General features: G+C 71.9%; 20 protein-coding genes. 11 read left to right on the plus strand and 9 right to left on the minus strand.

Annotated elements, in window-relative coordinates; translation table 11 throughout:
* On the minus strand, positions 1–1,112 hold a 1,112-nt coding region (locus ACWGKQ_RS49405), incomplete at its 3' end, for a homocysteine S-methyltransferase family protein (RefSeq protein WP_453298675.1).
* 361 nt (positions 1,113–1,473) lie between these two features.
* On the opposite strand from ACWGKQ_RS49405, the gene ACWGKQ_RS49410 reads away from it, so the two are divergent.
* From ACWGKQ_RS49410 to ACWGKQ_RS49440, 7 genes are all read left to right on the plus strand, one after another.
* Positions 1,474–2,238, plus strand: a complete 765-nt coding sequence (locus ACWGKQ_RS49410; protein WP_453298676.1) for an IclR family transcriptional regulator — start codon at positions 1,474–1,476, stop codon at positions 2,236–2,238.
* 374 nt (positions 2,239–2,612) lie between these two features.
* A complete protein-coding gene (locus ACWGKQ_RS49415) occupies positions 2,613–3,407 on the plus strand; it encodes an MIP/aquaporin family protein (RefSeq protein WP_453298677.1) in 795 nt (264 codons plus the stop codon).
* 75 nt (positions 3,408–3,482) lie between these two features.
* Complete coding sequence (gene glpK, locus ACWGKQ_RS49420; RefSeq protein ID WP_453298678.1) at positions 3,483–5,021, plus strand: glycerol kinase GlpK; 1,539 nt, start codon at positions 3,483–3,485, stop codon at positions 5,019–5,021.
* A 53-nt stretch (positions 5,022–5,074) separates the two neighbouring features.
* Positions 5,075–6,691, plus strand: coding sequence for an FAD-dependent oxidoreductase (locus ACWGKQ_RS49425; RefSeq protein ID WP_453298679.1), 1,617 nt, complete (start codon positions 5,075–5,077; stop codon positions 6,689–6,691).
* 363 nt (positions 6,692–7,054) lie between these two features.
* Complete coding sequence (locus ACWGKQ_RS49430; protein ID WP_453298680.1) at positions 7,055–7,609, plus strand: hypothetical protein; 555 nt, start codon at positions 7,055–7,057, stop codon at positions 7,607–7,609.
* Between the two features lie 55 nt (positions 7,610–7,664).
* Positions 7,665–8,336 carry a FadR/GntR family transcriptional regulator gene (locus tag ACWGKQ_RS49435; protein ID WP_453298681.1) on the plus strand — a complete coding sequence of 224 codons (672 nt, stop codon included), beginning with the start codon at positions 7,665–7,667 and terminating at the stop codon, positions 8,334–8,336.
* Positions 8,337–8,488: 152 nt separating this feature from the next.
* Positions 8,489–9,541: a PAC2 family protein gene (locus ACWGKQ_RS49440; RefSeq protein WP_453298682.1), complete on the plus strand. Its 1,053-nt coding sequence runs from the start codon at positions 8,489–8,491 to the stop codon at positions 9,539–9,541.
* A gap of 178 nt (positions 9,542–9,719) precedes the next feature.
* Here ACWGKQ_RS49440 and mshC read toward each other — a convergent pair whose 3' ends face one another.
* The 4 genes from mshC to ACWGKQ_RS49460 all read right to left on the minus strand — a co-directional run bounded on the left by mshC (position 9,720) and on the right by ACWGKQ_RS49460 (position 13,223).
* On the minus strand, positions 9,720–10,949 hold the full coding sequence (mshC, locus tag ACWGKQ_RS49445) for a cysteine--1-D-myo-inosityl 2-amino-2-deoxy-alpha-D-glucopyranoside ligase (protein ID WP_453298683.1): 1,230 nt from the start codon (positions 10,947–10,949) through the stop codon (positions 9,720–9,722).
* Between the two features lie 115 nt (positions 10,950–11,064).
* A complete protein-coding gene (locus tag ACWGKQ_RS49450; RefSeq protein WP_453298684.1) occupies positions 11,065–11,880 on the minus strand; it encodes an SCO1664 family protein in 816 nt (271 codons plus the stop codon).
* Positions 11,844–12,434, minus strand: coding sequence for a DUF3090 domain-containing protein (locus tag ACWGKQ_RS49455; protein ID WP_453298685.1), 591 nt, complete (start codon positions 12,432–12,434; stop codon positions 11,844–11,846). The genes ACWGKQ_RS49450 and ACWGKQ_RS49455 overlap by 37 nt, the downstream gene beginning before the upstream one ends.
* Positions 12,435–12,536: 102 nt before the next feature.
* On the minus strand, positions 12,537–13,223 hold the full coding sequence (locus ACWGKQ_RS49460) for a histidine phosphatase family protein (RefSeq protein ID WP_453298686.1): 687 nt from the start codon (positions 13,221–13,223) through the stop codon (positions 12,537–12,539).
* A 62-nt stretch (positions 13,224–13,285) separates the two neighbouring features.
* Between ACWGKQ_RS49460 and corA the strand changes: the two genes are divergently transcribed.
* The gene (corA, locus tag ACWGKQ_RS49465) at positions 13,286–14,290 is read left to right on the plus strand and encodes a magnesium/cobalt transporter CorA (RefSeq protein WP_453298687.1); all 1,005 of its coding nucleotides are present in this window, start codon (positions 13,286–13,288) and stop codon (positions 14,288–14,290) included.
* Positions 14,291–14,323: 33 nt separating this feature from the next.
* Here corA and ACWGKQ_RS49470 read toward each other — a convergent pair whose 3' ends face one another.
* On the minus strand, positions 14,324–15,112 hold the full coding sequence (locus ACWGKQ_RS49470; protein WP_453298688.1) for a ferritin-like domain-containing protein: 789 nt from the start codon (positions 15,110–15,112) through the stop codon (positions 14,324–14,326).
* Positions 15,113–15,342: 230 nt separating this feature from the next.
* Positions 15,343–16,398, minus strand: a complete 1,056-nt coding sequence (locus ACWGKQ_RS49475) for an LLM class F420-dependent oxidoreductase (protein WP_453298689.1) — start codon at positions 16,396–16,398, stop codon at positions 15,343–15,345.
* A gap of 232 nt (positions 16,399–16,630) precedes the next feature.
* On the opposite strand from ACWGKQ_RS49475, the gene ACWGKQ_RS49480 reads away from it, so the two are divergent.
* Together ACWGKQ_RS49480 and ACWGKQ_RS49485 are read left to right on the plus strand one after the other, a co-directional pair.
* Positions 16,631–17,614, plus strand: coding sequence for an aldo/keto reductase (locus ACWGKQ_RS49480; RefSeq protein ID WP_453298690.1), 984 nt, complete (start codon positions 16,631–16,633; stop codon positions 17,612–17,614).
* Positions 17,611–19,866 carry a helix-hairpin-helix domain-containing protein gene (locus tag ACWGKQ_RS49485; RefSeq protein WP_453298691.1) on the plus strand — a complete coding sequence of 752 codons (2,256 nt, stop codon included), beginning with the start codon at positions 17,611–17,613 and terminating at the stop codon, positions 19,864–19,866. The genes ACWGKQ_RS49480 and ACWGKQ_RS49485 overlap by 4 nt, the downstream gene beginning before the upstream one ends.
* A gap of 61 nt (positions 19,867–19,927) precedes the next feature.
* On the opposite strand, the gene ACWGKQ_RS49490 is transcribed toward ACWGKQ_RS49485, so the two are convergent.
* Positions 19,928–20,635 carry a hypothetical protein gene (locus ACWGKQ_RS49490; RefSeq protein WP_453298692.1) on the minus strand — a complete coding sequence of 236 codons (708 nt, stop codon included), beginning with the start codon at positions 20,633–20,635 and terminating at the stop codon, positions 19,928–19,930.
* 47 nt (positions 20,636–20,682) lie between these two features.
* Here ACWGKQ_RS49490 and ACWGKQ_RS49495 point away from each other — a divergent pair, with 47 nt between their 5' ends.
* Complete coding sequence (locus tag ACWGKQ_RS49495; RefSeq protein WP_046732800.1) at positions 20,683–20,871, plus strand: DUF5703 family protein; 189 nt, start codon at positions 20,683–20,685, stop codon at positions 20,869–20,871.
* A gap of 85 nt (positions 20,872–20,956) precedes the next feature.
* Here the strand turns inward: ACWGKQ_RS49495 and ACWGKQ_RS49500 are convergent, their stop codons facing one another.
* Positions 20,957–21,946 carry a chaplin gene (locus ACWGKQ_RS49500; protein ID WP_453298693.1) on the minus strand — a complete coding sequence of 330 codons (990 nt, stop codon included), beginning with the start codon at positions 21,944–21,946 and terminating at the stop codon, positions 20,957–20,959.
* Between the last annotated feature and the right edge of the window lie 175 nt (positions 21,947–22,121).

Consider the following 22,121-nt stretch of genomic DNA (forward strand, 5'->3'; position numbering starts at 1 on the left):
TCCAGCATGGCCTCGCGGAACTTCTTCGAACCGTTCGCGTTCGTGCGCTCACCGATCGCCAGGTACGCGGTGTCCTGACGGAACGGCACCGTCTGATACAGGGAGGCGGCACCCGGCTCGGGGCGCGGGCTGCGCTCCGGCGGGGTGACCCCGCGGACCCGCTCGACGACCTGGCGCAGGTGCTCGGGGGTGGTGCCGCAGCAGCCGCCGATGAGGGAGAGGCCGTAGTCGCGGACGAAGGTCTCGTGGGCGTCGGCCAGCTCCGCGGGGGTGAGCGGGTAGCTCGCACCGTCCTTGCCGAGGACGGGCAGGCCCGCATTCGGCATGCAGGACAGTGCGATGCGGGAGTGCCGGGAGAGGTAGCGCAGGTGCTCGCTCATCTCGGCGGGGCCGGTGGCGCAGTTCATGCCGATCATGTCGATGCCGAGCGGCTCCAGCGCGGTGAGCGCGGCGCCGATCTCGGAGCCGAGCAGCATGGTGCCGGTGGTCTCCACGGTGACGGAGACGATGACCGGAACGTCCAGACCGGCGATCTCTCGGGCGCGGTGGGCGCCGATCACGGCCGCCTTGGTCTGGAGCAGGTCCTGGGTGGTCTCCACGATCAGCGCGTCCGCGCCGCCGGCGATCAGACCCTCGGCGTTCTGCTGGAAGGCGTCGCGGATCGTGGTGTACCCGACGTGGCCGAGGGTGGGCAGCTTGGTGCCGGGGCCGATGGAGCCCAGGACCCAGCGCTGGCGGCCGTCGCGGGCGAGGTACCCGTCGGCGGTCTCCCGGGCGATGCGGGCACCCGCCTCCGACAGCTCGAAGACCCGCTCGGGGATGTCGTACTCGGCCATCGCCGCGTAGTTCGCCCCGAAGGTGTTGGTCTCGACACAGTCCACACCGGCGTCGAAGTACGCCTCGTGGACCGAGCGGACGATGTCGGGCCGGGTGACGTTGAGGATCTCGTTGCAGCCCTCGAGATTCTCGAAGTCCTCCAGGGTGGGGTCCTGGGCCTGGAGCATGGTGCCCATGGCTCCGTCGGCGACCACCACACGTGTGGCGAGCGCCTCCCGGAGCGCGGACACCCGGGTCCGGCTGTCGGCGGAAGGGGACGGCGGCAACGAGGCCATGAAGGGCTCCCTTGGATGCGACGGCTGTCGGCTATGCGGTTTCCCCGGGCGGACCCGGCTATGGACGCACCGCGCCAGCCTAACCGGGAGTCGGCTTGGATGGGCAGGGCGTCCATGTGGCGGACGAGTGACCCGGGGGGCGGGCAGTATGACCCCGGCCACGGCGTTTCGGCCGTTCACCGGTCATGGTGCGGGGCGGACGCACATGGCCGGACGCCCAAGCGCGGGCCACGCGTGAAGTAACGGATATCGACCGACCATTAGCGGTGAGTCGGCATGGACCGGTAGTGTTCGGCATTGCCGAACGACGGTTACGGCAGTCGCGACGGTGAAGGTCACAGGGGACGGAGGCAGAACGGCGATGGCACGGAACATCCAGTCGCTCGAACGGGCGGCCGCGATGCTGCGGCTGCTCGCGGGCGGCGAGCGACGGCTCGGCCTGTCGGACATCGCCTCGTCACTGGGTCTCGCCAAGGGCACCGCCCACGGCATCCTGCGCACCCTCCAGCAGGAGGGATTCGTCGAGCAGGACGAAATCTCGGGGCGCTATCAGCTGGGCGCCGAGCTGCTCCGGCTCGGCACCACCTATCTGGACATCCACGAGCTGCGGGCGCGGGCGCTGGTGTGGACGGACGACCTGGCCCGTTCCAGCGGGGAGAGCGTCTACCTGGGCGTGTTCCACCAGCAGGGCGTGCTGATCGTGCACCACGTCTTCCGGCCCGACGACAGCCGGCAGGTGCTGGAGATCGGTGCCATGCAGCCGCTGCACTCCACGGCCCTGGGCAAGGTGCTGTCGGCCTACGACCCGGTGGCGCACAGCGAGGCCCTGGAGGCCGACCGCAAACCCTTCACGGACCGCACCACCTGCGACCTGGACGATTTCGAACACATCCTCGACATCACGCGTGCGCGCGGGTACGCGGCCGACGTGGAGGAGACCTGGGAGGGCGTGGCCTCGGTCGCCGCCCCCATCCACGACCGCCGCCGTATGCCGGTGGGCGCGGTGGGCATCACGGGTGCGGTGGAACGGCTCTGCAGGGACGGGGAGTTGCGGCCCGACCTGATAGCGGCGGTGCGGGACTGCGCCCGTGCGGTGTCGCGGGACCTGGGCGCGGGCCGGTTCTGACCGCGCGCCACTGATCGACAGCCGAGGCCGGTCCGCGTGTCGGCGGACCGGCCTCAGTCGTACCCTGAGATGGACAAACCAGGGCAAAAGCGCAGATCAGTGGAGTTACCGCAGGACACCCGGCGGACGACCCGACTCACCGGCAACCCACAGCAATCAATAACGATCGCGCTTTCGATAACAGAACTCTTGACGCACGCGTAACGCCGGAGCAAGACTCCCGTCCATCGGTCGGCATTGTCGAACACCTACCGGCAATACGCGCTAGAGTGTGACAACGCCAAAGGCCGACATCGCTCTCACCCCCGAGGGCGCCAACACCCCGAAGGGACTCGGGGTTCGGCTTCCCTGGACGAAGGACAAAGGAGTCGCGGGTGTCCAGCTCCGACATCTTCATCGGCGAGACCATCGGTACCGCCATACTCATCCTGCTCGGCGGCGGCGTCTGCGCCGCTGTCACGCTCAAGGCCTCCAAGGCCCGTAACGCCGGCTGGCTCGCCATCGCCTTCGGTTGGGGCTTCGCCGTCCTGACGGCCGTCTACATCTCCGGACCTCTGTCCGGTGCCCACCTCAACCCGGCCGTAACCGTCGCTCTCGCCATCAAGAACAGCGACTGGAGCAACGTCCCGGTCTACTTCGCCGGACAGCTGCTCGGCGCCATGATCGGCGCGTCCCTGGTGTGGGTCGCCTACTACGGCCAGTTCCAGGCCCACCTCACCGACAAGGAGATCGTCGGCGGTCCCGGCGCGCAGGCCACCACGGCCAAGGCCGTCGAGGCCGAGGAGAAGGGGGCCGGCCCGGTCCTCGGCATCTTCTCCACGGGTCCGGAGATCCGCAACGCGGTGCAGAACCTCGCCACGGAGATCATCGGCACCGTCGTGCTGATCCTCGCGGTCCTCACCCAGGGCCTCAACGACAAGGGCAACGGCCTCGGCGTGCTGGGCGGCCTGATCACCGCGCTCGTGGTGGTGTCGATCGGTCTCTCCCTCGGCGGTCCGACGGGCTACGCGATCAACCCGGCCCGTGACCTCGGTCCGCGCATCGTGCACGCACTCCTCCCCCTGCCCAACAAGGGTGGTTCCGACTGGAGCTACGCCTGGATCCCGGTGGTCGGTCCGCTGATCGGCGGAGCCATAGCCGCGGGCATCTACAACGTCGCCTTCGCTTAAAGCGCCAGGCCCCGCCGAAGAAGCAGACGTAAAAAGACGTACCGCCACACACCACGGATCTTCGAGGAGCACACAGTGACCGACGCTCACACCGCAGGCCCCTTCATCGCCGCCATCGACCAGGGCACGACCTCCAGCCGCTGCATCGTCTTCGACAAGGACGGCCGTATCGTCTCGGTCGACCAGAAGGAGCACGAGCAGATCTTCCCGAAGCCGGGCTGGGTCGAGCACAACGCCAACGAGATCTGGACCAACGTCCAGGAAGTCGTCGCCGGGGCCATCCAGAAGGCCGGCATCACCCGCGACGACATCAAGGCCATCGGCATCACCAACCAGCGCGAGACCACCGTGCTGTGGGACAAGAACACCGGTGAGCCCGTCCACAACGCCATCGTCTGGCAGGACACCCGCACCGACGCCCTGTGCCGGGAGCTCGGCCGCAACGTCGGCCAGGACCGCTTCCGCCGCGAGACCGGCCTCCCGCTGGCCTCCTACTTCGCCGGCCCCAAGGCCCGCTGGCTGCTCGACAACGTCGACGGCCTCAAGGAGCGCGCCGAGGCGGGCGACATCCTCTTCGGCACCATGGACACCTGGGTCATCTGGAACCTGACGGGCGGTGTCAACGGCGGCAAGCACGTCACCGACGTCACCAACGCCTCCCGCACCCTCCTCATGAACCTGCACACCACGCAGTGGGACGACAAGATCGCCGAGTCCATCGGCGTGCCGCTGCAGATCCTGCCCGAGATCCGCTCCTCCGCCGAGGTCTACGGCGAGGTCACCGGCGGCAGCCTCGGCGACCTGCTCGGCGGCATCCCGGTCGCCTCCGCGCTCGGCGACCAGCAGGCGGCCCTGTTCGGCCAGTGCTGCTTCTCCGAGGGCGAGGTCAAGTCCACCTACGGCACCGGCACCTTCATGGTGATGAACACCGGTGACAAGATCATCAACTCCTACGCGGGCCTGCTGACCACGGTCGGCTACAAGATCGGCGACCAGCCGACCGTGTTCGCGCTGGAGGGCTCGATCGCCGTCACCGGCTCGCTGGTGCAGTGGATGCGCGACCAGATGGGCCTGATCTCCACCGCGGCCGAGATCGAGACGCTCGCGCTCTCGGTCGAGGACAACGGCGGCGCCTACTTCGTGCCGGCCTTCTCCGGCCTGTTCGCCCCGCACTGGCGCTCCGACGCCCGCGGTGTCATCGCCGGCCTGACCCGGTACGTCACCAAGGCGCACCTGGCCCGCGCCGTCCTGGAGGCCACCGCCTGGCAGACCCGCGAGATCGCGGACGCCATGGTGAAGGACTCCGGCGACGAGCTGGTGGCCCTCAAGGTCGACGGTGGCATGACCGCCAACAACCTGCTGATGCAGACCCTCGCCGACGTCCTGGACGCACCCGTGGTGCGCCCGATGGTCGCCGAGACCACCTGCCTCGGCGCCGCCTACGCCGCCGGCCTCGCCGTCGGCTTCTGGTCCAGCACCGACGAACTGCGCGCCAACTGGCGCCGGGCCGCCGAGTGGACCCCCCGCATGGACGCGGAGATCCGCGACCGTGAGTACAAGAACTGGCTCAAGGCAGTCGACCGGACCATGGGCTGGATCGACGACGAGAGCTGACGAGAGCGCGCACGCTCTCACGATCGAGCTCTGACGAGGAGTAAGAACCCGACATGACCAGTCAGTCCACCCTGCAGTCCGTACCTGCCCTGGGGACGCACCCGGCCTCCGGCTCGCTTCCGAGCCGGGCCGAGACCAGGGAGCAGCTCTCCAAGGCGTCGTACGACCTTCTCGTGATCGGCGGCGGCATCCTGGGCATCTCCACCGCCTGGCACGCCGCGCAGTCCGGGCTGCGGGTGGCACTGGTCGACGCCGGCGACTTCGCCGGCGCCACCTCCTCCGCCTCCTCCAAGCTCCTCCACGGCGGTCTGCGCTACCTGCAGACCGGCGCGGTGAAGCTGGTGGCGGAGAACCACTTCGAGCGCCGTGCGGTCTCCCGCCAGGTGGCCCCCCACCTGGCGAACCCGCTCACGTTCTACCTCCCCGTGTACAAGGGCGGTCCGCACGGCGCGGCGAAGCTCGGGGCGGGCGTCTTCGCCTACTCCGCGCTCTCCGCGTTCGGTGACGGCGTCGGCCACCTGCTCTCCCCCGCGCGGGCCCAGCGGGACGTGCCGGAGCTGCGCACCGAGAACCTCAAGGCCGTCGCCGTGTACGGCGACGACCAGATGAACGACGCCCGCATGGCGCTGATGACGGTCCGCGCGGCCGTCGAGGCGGGCGCGGTCGTCCTCAACCACGCCCAGGTCACCGGGCTGCGCTTCACCAGCGGCCGGGTGACCGGCGCCGACCTGAAGGACGCGGTCTCCGGCGAGGAGTTCGGCGTCAACGCCCGTCTGGTGCTGAACGCGACCGGCCCCTGGGTCGACCACCTGCGCCGGATGGAGGACCCGAACGCGGCCCCGTCCATCCGCCTCTCCAAGGGCGCCCACCTGGTCCTGAAGCGGACCTCCCCGTGGAAGGCCGCGCTCGCCACCCCCATCGACAAGTACCGGATCACCTTCGCCCTCCCCTGGGAGGACATGCTGCTGCTCGGCACCACCGACGAGGAGTACGAGGGAGACCCGGCGGACGTCTCCGTCACCGAGAAGGACATAGCCCAGATCCTGGACGAGGCCGCGTTCTCCGTCCGGGACCAGCAGCTCCGGCGGGACCTGATCACCTACTCCTTCGCCGGCCTGCGGGTGCTGCCGGGCGGCCCCGGCAGCACCGCCAAGGCCAAGCGGGAGACCGTGGTCACCGAGGGCCGGGGCGGCATGCTGTCCGTCGCGGGCGGCAAGTGGACCACCTTCCGGCACATCGGCCGCACCGTGATGGAGAAGCTGGAGGCGCTGCCGGGCCACCCGCTCGGCGACGACTTCGAGCCGATCGCCTCGCTGCCGAAGAAGCTGCCGCTGCCCGGCGTCGCCAACCCCCGCGCCGTCGCCCACCGCCTGCTGGTGGACAGCCCGGCGCCCGGTCCGCGGATGGCCGCCGACACGGCCAAGCACCTGGCCACCCACTACGGTTCGCTGGCCTTCGACATCGCCCGGATCGCCAACGAGGACCCGCAGCTGGCCGAGCGCGTCCACCCGGACGCCCCGGAGATCTGGGCGCAGGTCGTCTGGGCCCGCGACCACGAGTGGGCCGAGACCACCGACGACGTGCTGCGCCGCCGTACCACCCTGACGATCCGCGGCCTGGCCACGGACGACGTCCGGGCCAAGGTCCAGGACCTGCTCGACAAGAAGTGAGCCGGCAAGGCCCGACCCGCTCGACACGAGTGAGTGACGACCGGCCCCTCCCCTGACCGGGGCCGGACATGAGAGGGGCGGCTCCCCCTCCCCTTGGGAGCCGCCCCTTTCGCATGCCCGCCGCGCATCGCTTCCGGCGCCCCGGCATGCCGCTGCCATGTGCCCCTCGTATCTGCCCGGGCAGGGCGTCCGCGCCACCAGCCGCCCCCCGAACACCCCCGCGCGCTCCCTCACACGTGTTTCGAACAGCCGGTTTGCCCACGGTCCCGCGACTAGAACGGGTCGTTGCGGCACGACGGCAGGCGGTGCCGCGACGGGACGACCCGGGAGCGGTGTATGCACGGCGGATGGCACAGTGCCCGGGTGCGGCGGCGCCTGGGGTTATCGGCGTGCGCGGCGGCGCTCGCGGCCCTCACGGGCGTGCTGCGCCTGTGGTGGGACGACGCCGCCACCGAGGGCGTCCTGGTGTCGGCGATCGGCACCCTGGTGTCGGTCGCCGCACTCGTGGCCGACGTGCTGCGCGGCGACGCCGAACCGGTCCCGCGGTCGGCCGAGGAGGACCGGCGCCGGGCCGCCGACGCGCTGGCCGAGGCCGTACGGGAGCAGTGGGCGGCGGAGGCGCGGCTGCGGAGGCTGCGGGACCCGGAGCCGATCGAGGTGGGCTGGGCGCCCGCGGACCGGCGGCTGGCCGACCATCCGGAGAACGTCCGGCGCGGCGGCGGGCTCCCCGCTCAGCGGGCGTGGCGGGTCGAGGACCTGGCCGCGTGGTTCGCCGGCCTCCCCGGCCGGCGGCTGGTGGTCCTGGGCGGCCCCGGCCGGCATCCCGCCCCGACCCCGCGAGGCATCCGACGAGCCGGCCAGGGAGCGCGACGACAGGCGTTTCTGACCGACGGCAGGCCACCGGCTGACACTGCCTGATCAGGCCGCATAATGGGGCTGAGACATCGGATGTCTGGGCGACAGGGAGGCCGTTATGGCAGTCACCGACGAGGCGATCGAGAAGATCAAGGACATGATCGTCTCCGGTGCGCTGCGCCCCGGTGAGCGGTTGCCCAAGGAGAGCGAGCTGGCCGCCGAACTGGGCCTGTCCCGGAACTCCCTGCGGGAGGCGGTGCGGGCCCTGTCGCTGATCCGGATCCTGGACGTCCGGCAGGGCGACGGCACGTATGTCACCAGCCTGGACCCGCAGTTGCTCCTCGAGGCGATGAGCTTCGTCGTCGACTTCCACCGCGACGACACGGTCCTGGAGTTCCTCGCGGTACGCCGGATCCTGGAGCCGGCCGCGACCGCGATGGCCGCCTCCCGGATCAGCGAGCAGCAACTGGACGCGCTGTCCGCCCAGTTGGACGCGCTCGGCGCCGCGCCCTCGGTTGAGGAGCTGGTCGCCTGCGACCTGGAGTTCCACCGGGGCATCGTGCAGAGCTCGGGAAACTCGGTGCTGTGCTCACTGCTCGACGGGCTGTCGGGGCCGACCACCAGGGCCCGGATCTGGCGCGGCCTGACCCAGGAGGACGCGGTCGCCCGGACCCTGCGGGAACACCGCGCGATCCTGGCCGCGCTGCGCGACCGGGACGCGGAGGCGGCCAGGTCCTGGGCGACCGTGCACATCGCGAGCGTGGAGCAGTGGCTGCGCAGCAGTCTGTGAAGCGCTTACCGGCTTCCCGAGGTCAGGGGTGTTCGAGGGCTGCGAACGGGGCAGTGATCCGTTCACTCCCCCGTGCAAGGGGGCTGCGGGCGCCCCCGCCTCACGCCGTAAGGTTGGGGCGTACGCGAGGGCACGTCGGAAGGAGGCACTGGGTGATCGAGCTGGAGGGGGTTCCCGAGCTGATCGACCCAGTCATGGTGGCCGCGTTCGAAGGGTGGAACGATGCCGGCGACGCCGCCTCCACCGCGGTCGCGCATCTGGAGCGGGAGTGGAAGGGCGAGGTGTTCGCGGCGCTCGACGCCGAGGACTACTACGACTTCCAGGTGAACCGCCCCACGGTCTGGATGGACTCGGGTGTGCGCAAGATCACCTGGCCGACGACACGGCTGTCGGTGGTCCGGGTCGGCGGCGAGAAGCCGCGTGACCTGGTGCTGGTCCGGGGCATCGAGCCGTCCATGCGCTGGCGCTCGTTCTGCAACGAACTGCTCGGCTTCGCCCACGAGCTGGGCGTCGAGCTGGTGGTCGTCCTGGGCGCGCTGCTCGGCGACACCCCGCACACGCGTCCGGTGCCGGTCAGCGGGGTGACGTCCGACTCGGACCTGGCTCAGCGGATGGACCTGGAGGAGACCAAGTACGAGGGCCCGACGGGAATCGTCGGCGTTCTCCAGGAGGCGTGCACGCATGCGGGCGTGCCGGCGGTCTCGCTCTGGGCGGCCGTCCCGCACTACGTCTCCCAGCCGCCCAACCCGAAGGCCACGCTGGCGCTGCTGAACCGTCTGGAGGACCTGCTCGACCTGCGGATCCCGCTGGGCGAGCTGCCCGAGGACGCGCGCGCCTGGCAGGTCGGGGTGGACCAGCTGGCCGCGGAGGACAGCGAGGTCGCCGAGTACGTGCAGACGCTGGAGGAGGCCCGGGACACCGCCGAGCTGCCGGAGGCGTCGGGTGAGGCGATCGCCCGTGAGTTCGAACGCTATCTGCGGCGCCGGGACGTGAACCCGCCCGGCGGGCACGCCACGGCGGACGGCAGCGACAGCGCGTCGTACCTGCGGGACAACCCCAGCGGCCGGACCCGGCCGCCCCGGGCGCCGAAGCCCGACACGCCCGGGACCACGGAGAATTCCGGGGACACCGGCGACACCGGGAGCCCCGGCGCGGACGGCGAGGACACCTCCGGAGACGCCTCCGGGGACACCTCCGAGGACTGATCGCACGGGCTGGATCCAGGCACTGAACAGGGGCGGTACGCATGATGCGTACCGCCCCTTCTTCTCGCGTCGGGGGATCGACAGTGGGGGGTGCGCCTCGTGTCCCGGCCTCGCGCCGGTGGGGGCTGAGCGCGCAGTTCCCCGCGCCCCTTTGGGGCGCGGGGGTCCCGCAGCTTCTTTAAAGGGCCACGCCCAGCAGGGCGTCCACCGCTCGGGACACGACACCGGGTGCGCCCGGGTCCGTGCCGCCGCGCTCCCGCTGGAGTGCGGCCCAGCGGTCCACCGCCGCCAGCGCGGCCGGCGCGTCCAGGTCGTCGGACAGGGCCTCGCGGATCTGCTCGACCAGGGTCTCGGCGGGCGGGCCGTCCGGGCGGGAGACCGCCGCGCGCCAGCGGTCCAGGCGGGCCACCGCGTCGGCCAGGACCTGGTCGGTCCACTCCCAGTCGGCGCGGTAGTGGTGGGACAGGAGGGCGAGGCGGATGGCGGCCGGGTCGACGCCGTCACGGCGCAGCTGGGAGACGAAGACCAGGTTGCCCTTGGACTTGGACATCTTCTCGCCGTCGAGGGCGACCATGCCGGCGTGGACGTACGCCTTGGCCATCGGGAACTCGCCGGTGAGCACCTGGGCGTGCGAGGCGCCCATCTCGTGGTGCGGGAAGGCCAGGTCGGAGCCGCCGCCCTGGACGTCGAAGGTCATGCCGAGATGGTCGAGGGCGATGGCCACGCACTCGATGTGCCAGCCGGGGCGGCCGCGGCCGAGGGAGCCGCCGTCCCAGCTCGGTTCGCCCTCGCGCGCGGCCATCCAGAGCATCGGGTCGAGGGGGTTCTTCTTGCCGGGCCGGTCGGGGTCGCCGCCGCGCTCGGCGGACAGCAGCCGCATGGCGGCCGCGTCGAGGCCCGAGACCTTGCCGAAGTGGGGGTCGGACTCGACGGAGAAGTAGATGTCGCCTTCGAGTTCGTAGGCCGCGCCGAGGTCGCGCAGCCGTTCGACCAGCGGCACGATGCCGGGTATGGCCTCGACGGCGCCTATGTAGTGCTGCGGCGGCAGCATCCTGAGGGCGGTCATGTCCTCGCGGAAGAGGGTCGTCTCCTTCTCGGCGAGGGCGACCCAGTCGACGCCGTCGCGCTCCGCGCGCTCCAGGAGCGGGTCGTCGACGTCCGTCACGTTCTGGACGTAGTGCACCTGCCGCTTGGTGTCGAGCCACACGCGCTGAACCAGGTCGAACGCGTTGTAGGTCGCCGCGTGCCCCATGTGGGTCGCGTCGTACGGCGTGATGCCGCAGACATAGATACGGGCGACGGGACCGGGGTCGAGGGTGACCGGACCGCCGGTCGCGGTGTCGTGGATCCTCAGGTCGCGGCCCTGACCAGGCAGGGCGGGGACCTCGGAAGCGGGCCAGGCATGCATGTACATGAGCGTAACCGGACCAGAGTTCGGTATACGAACCGGACGGCCGGGAAGGCAGTCTTGATCTCGGGGCCGGAATGTGCTGGTGGGCGCCGGGGTGGTCCGCCGGACAGGCTCAGACGGGCGGCCAGGGGATCGCCGGCCACTCGCCGCTCGGTTCCGGGTGTTTTCCGGTGGTGAGCAACGTCTCGACACGCACGCGCGTGGCGTCCAGCTCGGCCGTGGTGATCAGCTCGGCCAGCCGGGTGCCCAGGGCCCCGCCGAGGGCCTCGTGCAGCCTTGTGAGGACCTCGACGGCCTCGCCGGTCAGGGTCTCCCCCGCCCAGCCCCACAGCAGGGTGCGCAGCTTGTTGTCGACGTTGAAGGTGACACCGTGGTCGATGCCGTAGAGGCGGCCGTCGGCGGTGGGCAGCAGGTGGCCGCCCTTGCGGTCGGCGTTGTTGATCACGGCGTCGAGGACGGCGAGCCGGCGCAGTCGTTCGTCGTCGGCGTGCACCAGCAGCGCGGTCCTGCCCTCGCCGACCTCGGCGAGCCCGATCGCCTTCCAGCCGGGCTCGGGCTCCTCCCCGTCCACCAGGGCGAGCAGTTCGGTGCCCTCGGGGTCGACGTCGATCCACAGCTGGACCATGCCCTCGCCGTACGGCCCGTCGCGCAGCACGGTGGGCGGGACCAGGTCCCAGCCGGTGGCCGCGGCGACCTCGTAGGCGGCCACCTCGCGCTGCGCGAGGGTGCCGTCGGGGAAGTCCCACAGCGGGCGCTCCCCGGCGACCGGCTTGTAGACGCAGGACGCCTCCTCGCCGTCGTGCGCGACCGTGCAGAACAGCGCCGCGTTGGAGGCGTCGCGGATGCGCCCGCGTACCTTCAGCTCACCGTGGGCGAGCAGTTCGGCGGCGGTCACGCTCCGCGGCGGTATCCGTTCTGGCGCGGACATACGTGTCCTTCCGGGTCGAGCGGGAGGCTGCACAGCGGGCACGGCGGCCGCCCGGCGTTGACGACGTCGAGGGCGCGCTTGCAGAAGGCCCTGGCCTGCGCGCCGGTCAGCCGGACCCGCAGCATCGGGGGCCCGTTCTCCTCGTCCTGGAGGAGCCGTTCCTCGGCCTCGGCGAGGTCCTCCTCGGAGTCGGCGTCCAACTCCACGAGGGCCTGGGCCTCGACGATCATGCGCTCTTCCTCGCCGTCCCAGGCGAGCGCCATGGTGCCGACGCGGAACTCCTCCTCGATGGGGGTGTCAAGGGGGGCGCTGTCGGTGACTTCGCTGGGTGTGACGGCGGGCACGGCCGCGTTGCCGCCGCTGCGCCGTACGACCTCGTCGAGGAGTTCGTCCATGCGTTCGGCGAGTGCGGCGACCTGGGTCTTCTCCAGGGCCACGCTGGTCGTCCGGGGGCCGGCCGTGGCCTGGAGGAAGAACGTACGGCGTCCGGGCAGTCCCACCGTGCCCGCGACGAAGCGGTCCGGCGGATCGTAGAGGAACACCTGACGGGACACGTCCTGTCTCCATGGGAATCGAGAGTGCGTGACATTGGGAGGGCGACGACACGACCGGTGGGGTCGCTTACGTGGATCGCTTCACCCTACTGCGGCTGACGATCACGGCGCGCCGGCGCCGCCACCGACCGGGGCGTCTTCCCCCGGAGGTTCCTCGCGGGGGGCAAGGGAGGCGAAATCCCCGGTGTCCCCGAGACGAACGAGAAACGGCCTGAGGCGGGTGTAACGGATCGCGGTGATGGAACACGGCTCGACGGAGATCCGCTGGAAGAGGTCGAGATGCAGACCGAGCGCGTCCGCGACGAGGGACTTGATGATGTCACCGTGCGAGCACATGAGATAGACGGCGTCCGAGCCGTGGTCGCGCTCCACGCGCGCGTTCCACTCACGGACCGCCTCGGCGGCGCGGGTCTGCATGGCCCGCATGGACTCGCCGCCGGGGAACGCGGCCGCCGACGGATGGGCCTGGACGACCTCCATCAGCGGCTCGTCCTTGAGCTCGGCGAGCTTGCGGCCGGACCAGTCGCCGTAGTGGGCCTCCCCGATCCGCTCGTCGGTGTGAGCGGTGAGCTCGGGGCGGGCTTCGAGCAGCGGGCGGACCGTCTCCTGGCAGCGTTGCAGCGGGCTGGTGACGAGCTCGGAGATCGGCAGCCCGGCGAGCCGGCCGGGCAGCGCGGCGGCCTGGGCGGCTCCGCGCTCGTCGAGGGCGACGCCCGGCGTCCAGCCGGCGAGCACACCCGAGGTGTTGGCGGTGGACCGTCCGTGCCTTACGAGGATCAGCGTGGGCATGCGGCCCAGGGTAGGCGCACGCCGAAGTGCACAGGCGGCCGGGCGACGGGAGAATACGCTCAGTGATCGTCGACTGCGCCATCTACCGGGACGGGGAGCGGACGGAGACCCCACAGGACTTCTCCGACGCCCTCGCGGAGGCACGCGCGCGTGGCGACAGTTTCCTGTGGATCGGCCTGTACGAGCCGACGGAACGCGAGTTCGACCTGGTCACCGACGAGTTCGGGCTGCATCCGCTGGCCGTCGAGGACGCCCTGACCGCCCACCAGCGGCCCAAGCTGGAGGTGTACGACGACTCGCTGTTCGTCGTCCTGAAGCCGGTGACGTACGAGCCGAAGAGCGACACGGTGACCTCCGGCGAGCTGATGATCTTCATCGGGGACTCCTTCGTGGTCACCGTGCGCCACGGGACGCCCTCGCCGCTCGGCGACATCCGGCGGCATCTGGAGGAGCAGCACGAGATGCTGAAGCACGGGCCGACGGGGGTGCTGTACTCGATCTCCGACGCGGTCGTGGACCACTACCTGGAGGTCGCGACCGAGTTGCAGAACGACCTGGAGGAGCTGGAGGCGGAGGTCTTCTCGCCGAGCGGTGGCAGCTCCCGGCACACCGCGTCGCGGATCTACACCTTCAAGCGGCAGATCCTGGAGTTCCGCCGGGCGACGGTGCCGCTGGCCGTGCCGATGACCAAGCTGGCGGCGGTGGGCCCGTACGGGGGCGGTACGGCGGTGCCCTTCGTGAACGAGTCGGCCCGCCCGTTCTTCCGGGACGTCAACGACCATCTGCTGCGGGTGAACGAGGGTGTGGAGGCGCTGGACCGGCTGGTGTCGGACGTGCTCAGTGCCCATCTGGCGCAGATGAGCGTGCGGCAGAACGACGACATGCGGAAGATCTCCGCGTGGGCGGCCATGGCCGCGGTCCCCACGTTGATCGCGGGGATCTACGGCATGAACTTCGACCACATGCCCGAGTTGCACTGGGTCTGGTCGTACCCGGCGGTGATCCTGCTCATGGCCTGCCTGGAGCTGGTGCTGTACCGGTTGTTCAAGCGCCGCGGGTGGATGTGAGGGGCGCTTGGGGCGCCTTGCGTCCCTCGGGGCTCAGGCGAACTCGGGGGCGGGGGTCGCCGGGCCGCCGAGGGCGTTGCGGTGCTCCGGCATCCGCAGCGAGACCATGCGGCGCCAGCCGGCCGCGCGTTCGTAGGCGTAGACGGCGTGGATGCCGAACGCGAGCAGCGCGGACCTGGCCCCGGTCCAGCCGAGGATGCGGCCCATGCGGGCCATGACGGCGCGGCTGACGTCCCGGTAGACGCGGATCTCGGCGAGCGCGTACGCGCGCAGGGTGCGCCGGATGGCGCGGCCGTGCCCGGCGGCGGCGAGGCGCAGCAGTTCCTCGTGGCAGTGGGCGAGGTGGTTGTCCTCGTCCCCGGAGATCATGCGGACCGCGCGGCCCACGTCCGGGTGGTCGGCGAAGTACCGGCGCAGCAGCTCCATCTGCTCGGCGGCGCGCTGTTCGGTGACCCGGCTGTGGGCGAGGTAGGTGACGATGTCCGGCACGGTGAGCGGCCGGTCGGCCCGCAGCCGGTCGTGGGCGAGCCCGATGCCGTGCCGTTCCAGGATCATCGTGTAGTCGGTGTCGGCCGGCACCGGAACGGGGCTCAGCCCGCGCTTCCTCAACAGGGCCTGGAAGATGCGCCCGTGCTTGTCCTCGTCGGCGCCGTGGCGGGTGATCCTGGGGGCCAGGTCGCGTTCGCTCCGCGGCACCAGCGCGGCGATCCGCGCGTTCTCCCAGCCGCCCTGGGACTCTCCGCCGGCGGCGATGGAGCAGAAGAGCCGGAAGGATTCGTCGTTGTCGAGGATCTCCTGGAACAGACTCCTGGCCGAAGGCATCGTGGGCACCTCTCCGGAGGACTCACCAAACCCGCGAAGAACGAGTCAAATGCCGCATCGAAGTGGCTGCAACAGGTGTGCGGGCGAACTCGGCCGAAAGGTGGAGCACCGGTGTCACGCCAGGGGCGTAACCGCGCGGGCACCGGCGCGTTGTTCTGCGTGACGGCCGTGGCGGGGAAGACCCCCCGAGCCCCCACCACGGCCGCGGACTTCTCTCACCTCTCAGGTGTTCACGCGAGGCCGGCGCGCTCCAGGGCCTCGGCGCCGGCCCGCAGCGAGGCGAGCCGCTCGTCCAGGGCGAAGCCGGCGGGCGCGAGGGAGAGCGTGGTTACCCCGGCGGCCGCGTAGGCCTTCATCCGGTCGGCGATCCGGTCCACGGAACCGAGCAGCGTGGTCTGGTCGATCAGCTCCTGCGGTACGGCGGCAGCGGCCCCGTTCTTGTCGCCGGACAGGTACTTGTCCTGGATCTCGGCGGCCTCCCGCTCGTAGCCCATGCGCTGGGCGAGCTGGTTGTAGAAGTTCTGCTTGCGGCTGCCCATGCCGCCGACGTACAGCGCGGTGTAGGGCCGGAAGGTGTCGGCGAGGGTGGCCACGTCCTTGTCGTCGCCGACGGCGAGCGGCAGCGTCGGGCAGATGTCGAACCCGTCGAGGGTCCTGCCCGCCTTCTCCCGGCCCGCGCGCAGGTACTTCACGGCCGTCTCCTCCAGGTGCTCGGCGGAGGGGAAGATCAGCAGCGCGCCGTCGGCGATCTCGCCGGTCTGCTCCAGGTTCTTCGGGCCGATGGCGGCGATGTAGACCGGGATGTGCTCGCGCTCGGGGTGCACGGTCAGCTTGATCGGCTTGCCGGGGCCGCCCGGCAGCGGCAGCGTCCAGTGCTCGCCCTCGTACGACAGCCGTTCCCGGCTCATCGCCCTGCGCACGATCTCCACGTACTCGCGGGTGCGGGAGAGCGGCTTGTCGAACTTGACGCCGTACCAGCCCTCGGAGACCTGCGGTCCGGAGACGCCGAGGCCGAGCCGGAAACGGCCGCCGGAGAGGGAGTCGAGGGTCGCGGCGGTCATCGCGGTCATGGCCGGCTGGCGGGCCGGGATCTGGAAGATGGCAGAGCCGACGTCGATGCGCTCGGTCTGGGCGGCGACCCAGCTGAGCACGGTGGCGGCGTCGGAGCCGTAGGCCTCGGCGGCCCAGCACACGGCGTACCCGAGCCGCTCGGCCTCCTGGGCCACGGCCAGATTGTCCCCGTCCATCCCGGCACCCCAGTAGCCGAGGTTGATCCCGAGCTGCATGGCCGTTCCCCTTACCGATCAGTAACGTCGCTGTTGCGAGAGACCTTAGCGTGGGGATTTTCCGTGCGGGGGATCGGTTGTGGTCCGACCGCGGGTCGTGGGGGCCGGTCGCGCAGTTCCCCGCGCCCCTGAGTGGGTCTGCTCCCGCCTGCCGCAAACGCACCGCTGCCTTGTGAAATCGGTTATCCACAGGCAACCCAACGCACCAGCTCTGGCCAGTAATCTCGCGGGCATGGAGCAGAGGCATCTCGGCCGCACCGGCCTGCGCGTGTCCCGGATCGGGCTCGGCACCCTCACCTGGGGCCGGGACGTCGACGAGCACGACGCCGCGGACATGCTGAAGGCGTTCTGGGAGGCCGGCGGGACCCTCGTCGACACCGCGGACGTGTACGGCGACGGAGAGGCCGAGTACCTGCTCGGGCAGCTGATAGAGGGGCTGGTGCCGCGCCGGGACCTGGTCATCTCGACGAAGGCGGGCAGCGTCCCCGACCCCGACCGGCGTTTCGACGGCTCGCGCGGCCACCTGCTCGCCGCGCTGGACGCCTCCCTCGCCCGCCTCGGCACCGACTACGTCGACGTCTGGCACGTGCACGCCTACGACCAGGACACCCCGCTGGAGGAGACCCTCCAGGCCCTCGACCTGGCGGTGAGCAGCGGTCGCGCCCGGTACGCCGGGGTCTCCAACTTCTGCGGCTGGCAGCTGGCGAAGGCCGCGACCTGGCAGCTCGCGGCGCCGGGCACGCGCACCCGGCTGGCCAGCACGCAGCTGGAGTACTCGCTGCTCCAGCGGGGCGTCGAGCGCGAGGTGCTGCCCGCCGCGCTCGACCTGGGCATCGGCCTGCTGCCGTCCTCGCCGCTGGGCCGGGGCGTGCTGACCGCGAAGTACCGCCATGCCACTCCCCCGGACTCACGCGGTGCCTCCGAGCATCTGGCACCGTTCGTCGAGCCGTACCTCGACGACACCGCGAGCCGGATCGTGGACGCGGTGCAGACGGCGGCGGACGGGCTCGCGGTCACCCCGCTCCAGGTGGCCCTGGCATGGGTGCGGGACCGGCCGGGCGTGGCCGCGCCGATCGTCGGCGCGCGCAACGCGCAGCAGCTCGCGGGGGCGTTGTCAGTGGAGGCGCTTACGCTTCCTGACGAGATCTGCCGGGCGCTCGACGACGTGTCGGCGCCCGTGCACCGCTATCCCGATCACGACTGGAGCACGCTGTGAGCACGGAGCCGGGGCTGGGCGCCAAGCCCGAGGCCGACGAGGACACGACGGCCGGGGGGACGACGGAACCCGCGGACCCCATCGCCGACACGGCCACAGCGAGCGGCACAGCGACCACCGGACCCGACAGAGCGGACGGCGAGAGCGGCCCGGCCGAGGGCGACGAGGTCTCCGCCGGGGCGGCCGGCAGTGCTGACGCGGGGGCCGAAGGCGGCGCTGCGGGGGCCGACGGGGCCACCGCGACCGCCACCGGCGAAGTGGCCGGTGGTGACGGCGCGGCCCAGGTGTCCGAGGCCGCGGCCGAGTTGGCCGCTCAGCGGGTGGAGCGGGAGCGGATCGCGCAGCGGAAGGCCGAGAAGAAGGGGCCGATCGAGAGCGGGGCCAAGCTAAGCGGGACGGCGGCGGATCTGCTCGCGGCGATCCGGGCGGTGGAGGGCGGGAAGCCACCGGCGGCCACCGTGTTCGCGGAGCCGGAGGCCGCGCCGAGCCCGGCCCCCGCGCCCGAACCCGTCCGGCGGCCGCAGTCGGCGCCTGTCGTCGGCGCCCCCGGCACGGAGGCGGTCGCGGCGGTACGCGGGGTGCTGGCCGAAGGCGGTGCGCCCGAGTCGCTCGCCCCCCAGGTCGCCACCGCTCTCGGCGAGGGCGCGGACGCGGTGCTGCGTGAGGACCCCTGGCAGCTGCTCCGGCTCAGCGGCGTGCGGCCGGACCAGGCCGACGGGTTCGCGCGGGCGCTGCTCGGCGCGGAGTGCGGTCCGGACGACGAGCGGCGCGGCCGGGCGGTGACCGGCTGGCTCCTCGAACAGGCCGCCGTGGCCGGGCACACCGCGCTGGAGATGCCGGCGCTCACCGCCGCGCTGGCCCAGCGGGCGGTGCCCGATCCGGAGGCTGCCGTGCAGAGCGCGCTCGCGGAGGGCGAGGCGCTGGTCTTCCAGGACGCCCTGGACCCGGGTGCCCCGGAGCCCGAGGACGACGAGGAGGAGCGGCCGGTCCGGGTCCTGGTCGGCCTGGAGCGGTACGCGCTGGCCGAGGAGAGCCTCGCCGACGGGCTGGCCCGGCTGGTCAGCTCGCCGTCCAAGGACGCCGAGGCGTCCTGGGAGGCGGTCGCGGCTGCGGCCTCCGGGGGCGCGGCCGAGCTGGCCCGGGCGGTCGCCGGACACGGCCTGGTGCTGCACACCGGCGGCGAGGCGGCCCGTGCCGAACCCGCGGCCCTGCTGGCCGCCGCCCGCGCGGCCGGGCTGCGCGCCTTCGCGGCCGCCCACACCCCCGACGGCAGCCGGCGTCTCGCGGGCGGCGAGGGAGCCGTCGGCACCGTCGCCGACCTGCTCGCCGGCGCCGCGGGCCCCGGCCGGGACGCGGACGGTGCCCTGGACCTCGACCTGCTGATCGTGCTGGACGCGCCCCAGCTGGACGTGGAGGGCGCGGCGATGCTCGTGGAGGCGCTGCCCGACGGGGCGCGGCTGGTGCTGAGCGGGGATCCGGCGGTGCTGTGGTCCGCGGGTCCCGGGCGGGTCTTCGCCGACCTGCTGGCGGCCCGCGTGTGCCCGCAGATCGCCTCCCGCACGCCCGACCCCGGCCCGCTCGGCGAACTGGTCTCCGGGATCGGCGTCGGCGAGCTCACCCAGGTCGGGGCGCCCGGCAAGGAGGTGGTGATCGTGCCGGTACGGGACGCGGGCGAAGCGGTGCACCGGACGGTGCAACTGGTCGCCGACTCCGTCCCGCGCGCGATCGGCGTCCCCGCCGAGCAGACCGTGGTGATCACCCCGGGTCACGGCGGAGCGGCCGGCACCCGCGCCCTCAACACCGCCCTCAAGGAACGGCTCAATCCGGGCCCCGGCCGCTTCGGCGGCTTCGACCCGGGTGACCGGATCGCCTACTCCCCCGCGCCGGGCCGTACGGTCTGGGGCCAGGTGGTGAAGGCCGACGCCGAGGGGCTGCACCTGTCGTGCGCGGGTGCGCCCGTGGTCGTACCGAAGGAGCGGGTGGAGCACGCGGTGCGGCACGGCTGGGCGCTCACCGCGCACCAGGCGGCCGGGGCCCGCTGGCCGGCGGCGGTCGTGGTGCTGCCCGGAGACGCGGTCCAGTCCCTGAACCGGCCCTGGGTGTACACGGCGTTCAGCCGGGCGGAGCGCCACCTGTCGGTCGTCCACGGCGTGGAACAGGCCCTGGCGAAGGCGGTGGCCGAGAGCCTGCCGAAGCCGCGGACGACCCGCCTGCCGCTGCTGCTGAAGACGCAGGTCCCCGCGGCGGACTGACCGGTTCCGCCGGCGGTGCCCATCCGGTCTCGACCCCCGGAGGGCACCGCCGGCCGACGGATCAGCGCTCTGCGTCCAACGGCTCCAGATCCTCGTCCTCGTCCAGGTCGAGGTCGAGGTCGTCGGTCTCCGTGGCGTCCTCGCCGTCCTCCGCGTCCTCGTCGTCGAAGACCGCACTGACGTCGAAGCGGCACACCACCCGCTGCGGATCGACCCCCTCGAAGGGCAGCTCCAGCCACTCGCCGGGCTCGGCCGGTTCGTCCGCCGCGGTCACCCACAGCGTGGAGTCGCCCTCCTCCAGGCCGAACTCCTTGTGCCGGGAGGCGATCTCGTCCGGCTCGAACTCGCCGAACAGGACGCCCAGCGCCCCATGGATGGTGCCGGCGGCGTCCTCGTCCGCGCCGGGACCGTCGTCGTACTCGGCCGCCTCGACCCGCTGGGCCTGCGCCAGCAGCCTCTGTGGTTCCGCCACGGCGTAGTCGCGGCGGATCAGTACGCTGATCGCGTTCGGCTCCTCGGGGCCCGCGTACGGCGGCAGCGAGTCGTCCGTACCGGGGATCTCGAAGGGTGTGACCTCGTCGTAGCGGTCGTAGAGCAGCTCGTCGTAGACCTCGGCGGCCGCGGCCAGCTGGTTGAACGCCTCGTAGACAGCGGGGTCGTCCTCCCCCGACCTGCGTTCGACCGCGGCCAGATGGCGGTCGAGCGCGGTCTTGACCGCCTCGGCGGCGGCGCGTACCTCGGCAGCGGTGGGCTGCGCAGCATCAGACATAGTGCAGACGCTATCCGTACCGGGCACCAGCCCGCACAATAGATGCGATGCCGGAATACGAATTTGTCGACGTGTACGTACCTCGCGGCGTGTCCCGCAAGGAGGCCACACGTCTACTGACGGACCATGCCGAGTACGGACACTGGGAGTTGGACCGACTGAGCCTGATGCGCGACGGCAGCCGCAGGGTGCGGTTGCGCCGGCGGATCATCCGCCAGGTGCGTGCCACATGGTGAGACTGGCCGACTGACGGAAGGGGCCCCGCCGCTGCGGGGCCCGTCCCGTTCCACGCACCGCCGCCGGTGCGTCACCGTCCGTGCGCTACGCCGCGGCGCGCGCCCTGCGGTACAGCACCGCGCCCGCGAGCAGCGCACCTGCGCCGGCCGGGAGCGCGAGTCCGAGCGGCAGGTCACTGCCGGTGTGCGCGAGCTGCGCGGCGGCGACGGGCCGGCTCACCGAGGCGCTGCCCAGGGGGCCGACGGCGGTGGAACCGTGAGCGCCGGTCGGGACGGTCCCGTTCCCGGAGTGAGCGGGGGGCATGCCCGGGTGACCACCCGGATTGCCCGGCGTTCCGGGGTTGCCTGGGTTGCCTGGGTTCCCCGGCTTCCCGGGCGGGGTGCTCCCGTGCCCGCCGTGCCCGGGAGGCGTGCCGTGCCCCGGAGGCGTCCCGTGTCCGTGGCCCCCGTCGCCTCCGTGCCCACCATGACCACCGTGCCCGCCGTGACCCCCGTGCCCGGGCGGCTGCGAGGGGTGGCCCCCGCCGGGGGAACCCGGGTGTCCGGGCCGGCCGGGGTGACCAGGGTGTCCGGGGTATCCGGGGTGACCAGGGTGCCCGATATGTCCGGAATCCCCGTCGTTGGCGCACTCGTTGCCCAACGCGGCGTTGCCGATGCCGATGACGTTGACGCTGTTGCCGCACACGTTGACCGGGACGTCGATCGGCGCCTGCACGGTGTTGCCCGACCCGACACCGGGCGAGCCGGCGGTGTGTCCCCCGGCGTGCGCACCGCCGTGGCCGCCGCTGTGGCCGCCGGAGTCGCCGTAGCCGGCCGAGGCACCGCCTCCGCCGCCGTGGTTGGCGCACTTGTTGCCCATCGCCGGGTTGAGGGCGCCGACGACGTTCACCGTGTTGCCGCAGACGTTCACCGGTACGTGCACCGGCGCCTGCACCGTGTTGCCGGACAGCACTCCGGGTGAGTCGGTGGCGGAGCCGACGGCTCCCGAGTCCGCGTGGGCGTAACCGCCCGCCGCGGCGATCACACCGGTGGCCGCGGCCACTGTCATAAGGCCCTTGCGGGTACCCTGTCGCATTATCTGAATTCCCCCCTGCCTTCGATCCTGACCTTGCATTCACCGCATGGAAAACGTGCGGAAAAACCGGTCGGGCCCGGAGCGCCGGGGGCGCGCGCCGGGGCCGGCGGGAAGTCGACGCCCCCCAGGGGGTCGGCGGCACGTGTTGTTTCCGGTGTCTTATAAAAAACAGAAG

Source organism: Streptomyces sp. NPDC054770, assembly GCF_053611985.1.